Source organism: Sinosporangium album (assembly GCF_900100605.1).
Classification (GTDB): Bacteria; Actinomycetota; Actinomycetes; order Streptosporangiales; family Streptosporangiaceae; genus Sinosporangium; species Sinosporangium album.
The window spans coordinates 1-9,041 of the sequence record NZ_FNCN01000070.1; the positions used below are offsets into that span (position 1 = coordinate 1).

The 9,041-nt window shown below is 68.6% G+C and carries 11 protein-coding genes and 1 pseudogene; 4 read left to right on the forward strand and 8 right to left on the reverse strand.

Translation table 11 applies throughout. The features are described 5' to 3' along the window. Positions 1-166: 166 nt before the first annotated feature. The 6 genes from BLQ73_RS30430 to BLQ73_RS33015 form a co-directional block, all read right to left on the reverse strand. A complete protein-coding gene (locus BLQ73_RS30430; RefSeq protein ID WP_143020543.1) occupies positions 167-595 on the reverse strand; it encodes a hypothetical protein in 429 nt (142 codons plus the stop codon). 156 nt (positions 596-751) lie between these two features. Beyond that, positions 752-928, reverse strand: coding sequence for a hypothetical protein (locus BLQ73_RS33005; RefSeq protein ID WP_176955789.1), 177 nt, complete (start codon positions 926-928; stop codon positions 752-754). A gap of 99 nt (positions 929-1,027) precedes the next feature. Continuing rightward, positions 1,028-3,112: an NB-ARC domain-containing protein gene (locus BLQ73_RS30435; RefSeq protein ID WP_093176321.1), complete on the reverse strand. Its 2,085-nt coding sequence runs from the start codon at positions 3,110-3,112 to the stop codon at positions 1,028-1,030. A gap of 261 nt (positions 3,113-3,373) precedes the next feature. Then, positions 3,374-3,547 carry a hypothetical protein gene (locus BLQ73_RS33010; RefSeq protein ID WP_176955790.1) on the reverse strand — a complete coding sequence of 58 codons (174 nt, stop codon included), beginning with the start codon at positions 3,545-3,547 and terminating at the stop codon, positions 3,374-3,376. A 472-nt stretch (positions 3,548-4,019) separates the two neighbouring features. Then, positions 4,020-4,832, reverse strand: a complete 813-nt coding sequence (locus BLQ73_RS30440; protein ID WP_176955791.1) for an SAM-dependent methyltransferase — start codon at positions 4,830-4,832, stop codon at positions 4,020-4,022. After that, positions 4,825-5,061, reverse strand: coding sequence for a hypothetical protein (locus tag BLQ73_RS33015; RefSeq protein ID WP_176955792.1), 237 nt, complete (start codon positions 5,059-5,061; stop codon positions 4,825-4,827). Before BLQ73_RS33015 ends, BLQ73_RS30440 begins: the two co-directional genes overlap by 8 nt. A 296-nt stretch (positions 5,062-5,357) precedes the next feature. On the opposite strand from BLQ73_RS33015, the pseudogene BLQ73_RS35225 reads away from it, so the two are divergent. Together BLQ73_RS35225 and BLQ73_RS30445 are read left to right on the forward strand one after the other, a co-directional pair. Next, positions 5,358-5,537, forward strand: a pseudogene (locus BLQ73_RS35225) (helix-turn-helix domain-containing protein); the annotation flags it as partial. 105 nt (positions 5,538-5,642) lie between these two features. After that, entirely contained in the window at positions 5,643-6,668 is a 1,026-nt protein-coding gene (locus BLQ73_RS30445; RefSeq protein ID WP_245691560.1) for a hypothetical protein, read from the forward strand. Here BLQ73_RS30445 and BLQ73_RS30450 read toward each other — a convergent pair. Then, positions 6,658-7,212 carry a GNAT family N-acetyltransferase gene (locus tag BLQ73_RS30450; RefSeq protein WP_143020545.1) on the reverse strand — a complete coding sequence of 185 codons (555 nt, stop codon included), beginning with the start codon at positions 7,210-7,212 and terminating at the stop codon, positions 6,658-6,660. The two genes, BLQ73_RS30445 and BLQ73_RS30450, sit on opposite strands and share 11 nt — an antisense overlap. Before the next feature lie 96 nt (positions 7,213-7,308). Here BLQ73_RS30450 and BLQ73_RS30455 point away from each other — a divergent pair, with 96 nt between their 5' ends. Beyond that, positions 7,309-7,617 carry a hypothetical protein gene (locus BLQ73_RS30455; RefSeq protein ID WP_176955793.1) on the forward strand — a complete coding sequence of 103 codons (309 nt, stop codon included), beginning with the start codon at positions 7,309-7,311 and terminating at the stop codon, positions 7,615-7,617. A 33-nt stretch (positions 7,618-7,650) separates the two neighbouring features. On the opposite strand, the gene BLQ73_RS30460 is transcribed toward BLQ73_RS30455, so the two are convergent. Beyond that, positions 7,651-8,259 carry a hypothetical protein gene (locus BLQ73_RS30460; protein WP_143020546.1) on the reverse strand — a complete coding sequence of 203 codons (609 nt, stop codon included), beginning with the start codon at positions 8,257-8,259 and terminating at the stop codon, positions 7,651-7,653. Between the two features lie 155 nt (positions 8,260-8,414). Between BLQ73_RS30460 and BLQ73_RS30465 the strand changes: the two genes are divergently transcribed. Then, positions 8,415-8,717, forward strand: coding sequence for a hypothetical protein (locus tag BLQ73_RS30465; RefSeq protein WP_093176335.1), 303 nt, complete (start codon positions 8,415-8,417; stop codon positions 8,715-8,717). The last annotated feature ends 324 nt before the right edge of the window (positions 8,718-9,041 follow it).

The window sequence follows — 9,041 nt, forward strand, 5'->3', positions numbered from 1 at the left end:
CATCACCGTCCCCGGGGCGCTGACCAAACGCGGCGGCCACCGCCACCTCACCACCCCCCTCGCCCACGTCGAGCATGTGCTGGACCACCCCAACGAGTCCGGCGTGTGGGACGACCTGTGGGCCGGGCAAGGCGACTAGATCCCGCCCGACCGCCTGCCGCTGGTGTCATGCGAAGTCGCCGGCAGGGTCTTGCTCACCAGGCAGGTCCTCGAAGCGGGGGACATCCTCCTCCGCCTCGTCACCCGGATGGCGCGGCGGCAGGACCGCGCCGCGCCTGCCCAGCTCCGCCAGCAGCCCGAAAAACAGATCAGACCGGCTCAGCCACGCCGCGGGGGAGGTGAGCTTGGCGTAGGACTCACCGCCGATCACAGGGAGAGCGGCGAAGTCGGCCTTGTCGGCCACGATCAGGTCGCTGGCCGCACTCATCAGGCACCCGGCCAGCTTGGCCGGGTTGTTGCCCGTCCTGCGGTAGGCCAAGAACCGCTCCCGGGAGGGATCTCCCTCCCGGGCGATCCACGTGGCCAGCAAGTCGACGAACGGCGCCAGCTCGTCCGCGGTGAGCGGGCGCTCCGGGCTGGCGGTGGTTTGGGCCACGGTGTCCTCCACAGGACGCACTGACAGCGGACGAGGGTGGCCCTCCAGGGCTGATGATCAGTGCTCACGCCGGCAACGACGGCAAACATCGTTGCGATCCCTCAAGGGATGGCCAGCACAGCCGACGTGTTTCGAGCATACTCCTCCGGTTCCGACTCAGTCCCGTTCTTCTCCGAACAGCGGCAGACGGTGCCGGCGCATGCGGGCCAGCTCACGCTGACGGCCTGCCTGGGCACGGCGTTCCTTGTCGGCGGCGACCTCCTCCCGCCAGTCCATGAACCGCGGCCATCTCGAAGGCTTCCTGATCGGCTTCTCGGGTGCGGGTTCCGGCATGGCTCCTCCTTGCTCTGCCAAGTGGCGGCGAGGCGACGACAGATCGGACCGGACAGTTCAGGAGGGCGTCGCGAGCGGGGCGAGACGCTCCCGCATCGCCTACGCTCGCGGCGCCTGGTGGAGCTCCTCATACAGCTCGGCCGCGCGCCGCAGGTGGGCCGCCGCCTCCTCCTTGCTGCCGTCCTTGTCCGCGATCTGCGCGAGCTCCGCGTGGATCTCCGCCTGCATCGGCAGATGCGTGATGTCCCGGGCGACCTGCAGCGCCTCCTCCAAGACCCGCGCGGCTTCCCGCCGCCCGTCGTCGGTCCGCGCCAGCGCCTGCCCGGTCAGGGCCAGCGTCCGCGCCGTGTTGTAGACGTCGCCCAGCTCGGTGAAGCGGTCGTGGGCGCCGCGCAGCCGCAGCGCAGCCTCCTCGAACTCTCCGGCCATCATGGAGACCTCGCCGAGGCGGCGCTCCACCAGCGCCTTACCGCGCGGCAGCCGCGCTTCCTCGAACAATCGGTACGCCTTGCGGAACGCGTCCTCTGCACGGCCCAGATCGCCCCGCTTCAGGAAGACGATCCCCATCGTCTCCCGCGCGGCCGCCTCCCCCGGCAGATCGTCACCGAGCCGCGCATGCATGACCGCCTCCCGCAACGCGCTCGTCGCCCCGGTGTGGTCCCGCGCGTGCGTCAGGTAGGACGCCCGCGCGAGCAGCATCCGCCCCAGCAGCCGCGGCTCGGTCAGCACTCGCGCCGACGCCACCCCGGCCGCGGTGACCGCATCCCACACAGCGCTGTGCCGGCGATGCAGGAACAGCGACCGCAGCACCTCCGGGAACACCACCACGTGCTCGTGCAGGCCGAGCTGCAAGGCTTTGGCCTGGGCGCAGGTGAGCTCCTCCAGATGCTCCTCCTGCCAGTCCAGCGCCTCAGCGGCCCCAGAGAACACCCCCCGCCGGACCGAGTGGTACCGCCGGTCGAGCCGGAGACGGTCCGGCATCGCCTCCACATCGCCGGCGGCCGCCAGATCGAGGTACCAGTCGCAGAACCGGCGAAAGCCCTCCCGCCGGTCGCGCGCCAGGTCGAGCCGCTCGCCGGTCGTCCGCGCATGCTCGGCGACCAGGGCATGGAAGGTGTACCGGCCGTCGTCGCGCCGCTCCAGCAGCGACGCGGCCGCCAGCGAGTCCAGCAGCTGCTCGGCCTCCTGCTCGCTGCTCTCCAGGGCGGCGGCGACCGCCCCTACCGTGAACCGGGGGCCTGACAGAGCGCCCAGGATGCGGTAGGCGCGCTGCACGCCGCTCAGCAGCGCACGGTAGGACGCGTCGAACACCGATGCGGCGGCCGATGCAGCCTCGTCGTCGCCGGCGTTGGTCATGGTCAGTCTCCTTGAGATGTCGTTAGCGAGGTCGTCGGCCAACCGGCCGACAGTGATCCACCGCCTGCCGCGCAGATAGGCGGCGCACGCCGCCAGCGCCAGAGGCAGCCCGCCGCACACATCCGCCAACCGGGCCGCGGCGTCGTGCTCCGAACGCACCCGCTCGCTGCCGAGCAGGTGCTCCAGCACCACCAGCGACTCCTCACGCTGCAGCGCGGCCACCGGCAGCAACTGGGCGTCCGGCAGGTGCAGCGGCGGCAGCGCCACCCTGGTCGTGGCCACCACCAGCGCCCCCGACGACGCCGGAGCGACCCGCCGCAGCAGCCGCAGCGAATCGACGTCGTCGAGCATCACGATCAGCCGCTGGTCGGCGGTCAGCGTCCGGTACAGCGCCGTCTGCTCCTCCAGGTTGGCCGGCACCTGGCCGGCGGGAACCCCCAGGGCGCTCAGGAACCGGTGCATCACCTCGCCAGGGGAGGGTTTGCGGCCGGGGGCGTACCCGCGCAGATCGGCGTACAGGTGCCCGTCGCCGTAGCCGCCTTGGAGGCGGGTGAGCCATGCCAGCGCGAGCGACGTCTTGCCCGCGCCGCCAGGCCCGTGGATCACGACGATGGCCGGGGCTCTGAGGTCCGGCGCCGCCTCGTTGGCGGCGGCGAGCACCTGGTCCAGCAGGGTGAGCTCGCGGCGCCGGTTCGCGAACGCCCGCGTGGAGCCCGGCAACTGCCTCGGTATCGGCCGGGCGGAGGCGCTGTGCAGGTGGATGCCGCCGTGGACGATGCCCGCCTGCACCATGCTGCCCACGGTCGAGTCGTGCAGAAAGGATTCCAATGTTCGCTTCCTGAACGGAATGAGGGTGGCCCCGCCCCCGATTCGGCGAGGGCCACCGCGAGGATCAGGCGTCCGGCCTCAGCGGGGGGTGCATCCCTCCCGCGCCAGGCAGTACGGGGGCTCGACACACACCGCCCCACCACCCGCAGGCAGACAGGCAGGGCTCAGCCCCGCCACCGGAGCCAGCACAGCCACAACCGTCGCCGCGGCGGTTACGGCCAGCGCGACGCGCACAGGTCTTCTCACAGGTGATTCCCTTTCTCAGATGGAGGAGTTGAAGGCGGCGACAGAGAGTCCGGCGTCCTCCTCGTGCTCCGGGACGAACCTGCGGACCAGCGCCGCATCGACCGCGGGCAGGTACGCCAGCGACTTGCCCGCGGCCACGGGTATGCAGGTCTCGCAGTCGACGGGGGCGGCTTGACCGGTGGGTTCCATCGCGCTTCCTCACAGGCGGGGGCGGGGGAAGGTCCGGGGCACTGCGGATAAGAGTTCGGGCCCCGGGCCCTGACCTGCCCGCAGGCTGTCCTGCGGGCAGGCCGGACGGCGCGGAGCACGAGCGGGCGCTCCGCGCCTGCCGAGATCGGCCGCACCGCACACAGGCCCCCCTCGGTGCCTGGTGTGCGGCGCAGCCTGCCCACGCCGACGCTGCTCCGACAACTGTTGCGTCGGCGCGGGAGCCTGCCCCGGCCCTGCCGGGCCGGGCGGCCGGTACAGCGCCACCCGCGGCAGCTGCTGTACCGGCCCCGCACGGTTGCTGTCGCGTATCCGTGCGGTGGCGGCCGAGGCGCCCTTCGGCCGCTCGCACACCGGCGTCTACCCGTCCTACGCCGGTGTGCGGGGGTTGGGACGGCGCGGCGGAGTACGGCTTCCTTCCTCCGCCGCGCCGCGTCTTACCGCAGGGACCTGGTCAGGCGGTCCCGGCGGGCTTGGTAGCGGTGCCGCCCAGCAGTTCTGGGATCGGCTCCTGCGGCCAGCAGGAATCGGGGCGCCAGGTCGTCACGGGAACCAGCCCCGGCGGGTCCGGGTTTCCGAACCGCTTCAGCAGATCCCGGATCTCGTTGGTGGTGCGGGGGTGTACAGAAGCGGACGCCTCCTGGTACAGCCGCCTGCCCTCCTCGAGGTTGCCAGCCTCGACGCCGTCGGTGGCGCCGTGCGACAGCACCAGCCGACTACCGGCAGCGAACCTTTCGGCGAAGCACTCCAGGATCTCTCCGGGCTCATCTCCGGGCACAAAGTGCAAGACCGCGACGGCGATCAATCCGACCGGCCGCGAGAAGTCGATGAGGTCACGCACCACAGGACTGTCGAGGATCCGCTGCGGACGGCAGATGTCGGCGTGCAGCACGCTCACACCGTCAGCTGCCAGCAGCGCTCGCCCGTGGGTGACGACGACGGGATCGTAATCGACGTACAGCACCCTGGCGTCAGGGTTGACCGCCTGGGCGACCTCGTGGACGTTGCTCTGCGTGGGCAGCCCCGACCCCAGGTCGACGAACTGGGTGAGGCCCTCCGACGCGAGAAGTTGCACTGCCCGGACCAGGAACGCCCTGTTCTCCAATGCCGCCGTCTTCGCCTCAGGCATTACCTTCAGCAGACGCTGAGCGGCTTCACGATCGACGGGGTAGTTGTCCTTGCCGCCCAGTAGGCAGTCGTATATGCGGGCGACGTTCGCCACGGTTGAGGTCAGCTTGGGGCCGACACCGGCCAGGTTCTCATGCACCGCGACCTTCTTCCGCCGTCTCGAAGCGGAGGTTGCGCAGTGCGTGCAGCAGCCGCTGGGCCGCCGCAACGCTCAGCCGGCTGTCCGCAGGCGGAACCTGGGCTCTGGCCGAGGTTCTCGGCCAGTGGGCGCCGGGCACGCGCTTGGGCAGCGGCACCTGTCTACTCGCCCATGTGGGCTCTGCGCCGGGGGTTTTGCTCGGGATCTCCGGGGGCTTAGTATCCCGCATTGGATCGGACCTCCTCGTGTCTGGATTGTCCGGTCAAGGGCCCGCTTGATGAACCGACTCATCTCGCGGGTCCGAATTTTTTCAGGGACCTTACTTTTCGGCGGATACCGATTACTCGACCAGTCTGCTCATAATCGGGTAACGACTGTGATCCGCTAGGCAATAATCCATACGACCAGCAGCAGATAAAAGCCCCGACGTGTGGCCAACGGCCTTGGCCACACGTGGCCACGCTTGGCCACGCTTGGCCACAGGAGGGCCGGTTGACCGAAACCCAGCATTCAGGCTCGGACGATATGGCTCCCTGGGTGGAGCTGGGTGAGCAGCTCAGGATGTGGCGCTCAGCCGCAGGCATGTCCCTGAGGGACCTGGGCGCAGCGGTCAACATGGACTGGGCCCACATCGGAAGGATGGAGCGGGGGCAGCGGAAGATGCCCAGGTGGGTGGTCGACCGCTTGGAAACAGCCCTGGGAACCGGCGGGGCTCTTCCCGCGAAATGGGACGAGGTAAACAGTAAATCAGGCACGGAAAGTAACGACGACGACATATCAGCTGACCGTCAGGTAGGGAATCCTGTAGACATGGACGCACTTCGCCGGACTCTCGTCATGGGAGTGGCAGGGGTGAGCGCCGCCGCCGCGCTGCCCATCCGGGAACTGGAGCAACTGCGGGGAATCGTCGACGCGGCGCTCGGGACATCCCCATTAGACGACTGGCACGAGCGGGTGTGGGAATACGCCGCGCGTTTCGCGACCGATCCCATGCAGGACCTCGTCCGCGACCTGGGCACCGACATCCTGGCCGTCCACGACCAGATGCAGTCGGCCCCCGCAGACCGGGTCAGCGGATGGCTCGCCGTCAATGCCCACCTCACCGAGTTCATGGCGCGCGCGATGGGGTCCGCCGGCCACATCCACGAGGCGCGCGGCTGGTGGGCGACAGCCCGCCAAGCCGCTCACAGCTCCGGCGACCCGGACATCATCGCCAAAATTCTCGGCAACGACGGCATGCACTGCCTCTACCACAAGCGGACCCAGGTCGCGATCTCCCGCGCGACCACCGCATTCGACCACTGCCAGGGCCGGCCCACCCGGAACGCCGCCTACGCCTGCAGCGTTCTCGCCCAGGCCCACGCGGTACTCGGCAACGCCACCGCCGCGCACACCTGGCTGCGCACGCAGGCCGAAATCTTCGAGCAGCTACCCGACCAGGTCACCTCGGAGAGAGTCACCGTCGGCGGCTTCCCCGAAGCCGCGATCCTGCACACCCGCTCCTACGTGTTCACCCACCTGCGCCAGGAAGACGAAGGCCGGCACGCCCAAGAGCGGGCGCTGGCCGCCTACGACCCCGACGACACCAGGCAGATAGCGATGGTCGAGCTCCACCGGGCCCTGCTGTCGGTGAGGCTGGGCGATGTCGCCGAAGGCGTGGAGCGCGCCCAGCGGATAGCCCGCGAGATCGCTCCCGGCAAACTGACCACGTTTGTGGCCAGCGTAGCCACGGATGTGGTCAGGAACATCCCCGCCAAACACCAGGCGCGCGACGGCGTGCTCGAACTGAAAGAATTGCTGGCTCTACCGCGCGGCGCATCGTCTCTCAGCGTCTGAGGTCGATCATGTAGAGGTCGAAGAACGGGGTCGGCGCGGTCGGGAAACCGGCGGGTTTCCTGCCCAGCTTGCGCCACCCCCACCGCTCGTATATCTCCTGCACGCTCGGCGCGTCGGGGTTGGTCGCCAGCGTGGCCCGTGTCTCGGCGCGGCTGTCGAGGAACGCGGCGAGCAGCCGACGTCCGATCCCGCGCCGGTGGTGGTCGGGATGCACCACCAGCTCGATCACCGCGCATGTCCGAGTGCCGTCTTCCGCGTAGAAGTCTTCGTCGGCAGGTGTGTCCAGCCCCTGCCACCACCCGGTGTCGGCCGGAAGCGGGTAGCCGAAGCACAGCCCCACCAGGCCGCTGTCGCGATGCGCGGCCGCCAACGCGAACTTGGGCTGCTGGAACTGGCGTTTGGCCCGCGCCTCGAAATTCGAGAAATCGGTCTCGGTCTGGCCGTGCGGTGGCCGGCCGAACCCGGCCCGGTATACAGCGAAGAGTTCAGGGAAAAGCCGCAAGGCCGTCGCGCCGTCATTCAGGCTGATCCGGACGTCACCCATGATCTGGAGTCTAGACGTCGACCTGTCGGGGCAGAAGAGCCCGAGAATCACCAATACCTGTACAACTATCGATCACCTCAAGAACGAAGGAGAGCCATGCGTATCGGCGTAACGGGACACATGGACTTGACCGCGCCGACAGCCCTGCTGGTGTCGGAGGCGCTCCAGCGCCATCTCACCACAATCGGCGGTGACATCGTCGGCGTCTCCTGCATCGCCCGCGGCGCCGACAGCCTGTTCGCCGAAGCCGTCATCGACGCCGGAGGAGGAACCCTCGAAGTGGTGCTGCCCTCCCGCGACTACCGGGACACGAAGGTCAGGCCCGACCACGCCGAACAGTTCGACCGCCCGCGCGCCGGGACAAGCGCCTCGGAAAGACGTTTGCCTTACCCCAATGAACGCTAGGGAGCTGTTCGCCTCCAGAGGTGCCAGCGCCCGCTAATCTTCGTGGTCGTTCTCCGGGTACAGCTTGTCGAACGCCTTGCCGACGGCCGCAGCGCACATCCACGCGATGGTGAGCGCCGACCCTCCCATGTACAGGCCGAGCTTGTCGACGAGCTCCTCATTGGCGGCGATAACTCCGCTCAACGCGATGAACGCGACGAGGAACACGTGAGTCTGGACAAGTATCCGTCTGTGCCTGCGGGCGAGACCTTCACCTCTCTCCACGCCGCCACGTGCCGCACTCTCATCAGCAGATGACGCGGTGTCCACTGCGGTGGCGTGGGCGGCGACCTTGGCGGCGACAGCCGGCAGATACACCTGGACCGCTCCGGAGCCTGCTTGGGCATCACCCTGGTCCATCCGCTCCAACCGAAGAACGGGACCGTGATATTTGGCGAGGACGGCGAGCGCTTCCATCGCGCTCCGTGCTGCTATGGCAGTGTCCAGGCGTTCGATGGCGTGCGGGAGGCTGGCACTCATCGCGTTCGCAAGGGCTTGCACGGCCTCCGCGTCGACGGAACGCGCCGCCACATGAGCAGCGAGGTCGGACACAATTTCGGAGAGGGTCTTCTTCCATGGGGAGCGAGGGTGCTTGGCGGTCACGACCGAGACCCTAGCCGCCTACAGAGCGGCGCGAGGAGCGCTAGACGCAAGCGATCACTTCGAAACTCGACATAGATCAACTTCGCATAACAACATCGCGACACGCCGCGCACGGCGCATGATTCTGATTCAAAGACCCGCTACAGTCAGCGACCATGAGCAAGGTGAAGCCTGGACGGCGCCCCAAGGGGGGAGTCCGCCACTCAATCAGGTTCGGGCACCCCGATGTCTACCAGCATGCCCTGGAGGTGTGGGAGAAGCTCGGATTCGACAGCTTCTCCAGCTACGTGGACTTCACCTTCTCTCTGGTCCACGGCAAGTGGCGGGAGTTCGGCTTCCCGAACGCCGACGCCGCAGCCGACTACCTGCTCGCGATCGGACGCGGCGAGACGATCCCGCCGCCGCACCTCCGCCCGTGCCAGCAGGACGCCCTGCCCCTTGAGCACGCCGCCGCGTAGCCGTACCCACGGCTGACGCCAGAAGGAGCACCACAAACCCCATCTGATGCCGTCGCAGTGACGACGAACCCCACACATGCCGAGAGCCCCTGCGCCCTTCTACCGCCAAGCAGAAACGCAGGAGCCCTCGTAAACGACAATCCGGCCCGGCGCCGGTCCTAGCGACACCACGTTTCTGCGTAGTGGACGCTGGGGCCTTCGACGTGCCGGTGTCCAGAAGTCTCGGAGCCAACAATAATGCATTGCTCCGCGGCTCTGCCACTCGTGCCCGATTTCGGCGTGTCGCAATCGGGTTGGCCCGGCATTGCCGTATCCTCCGACAAC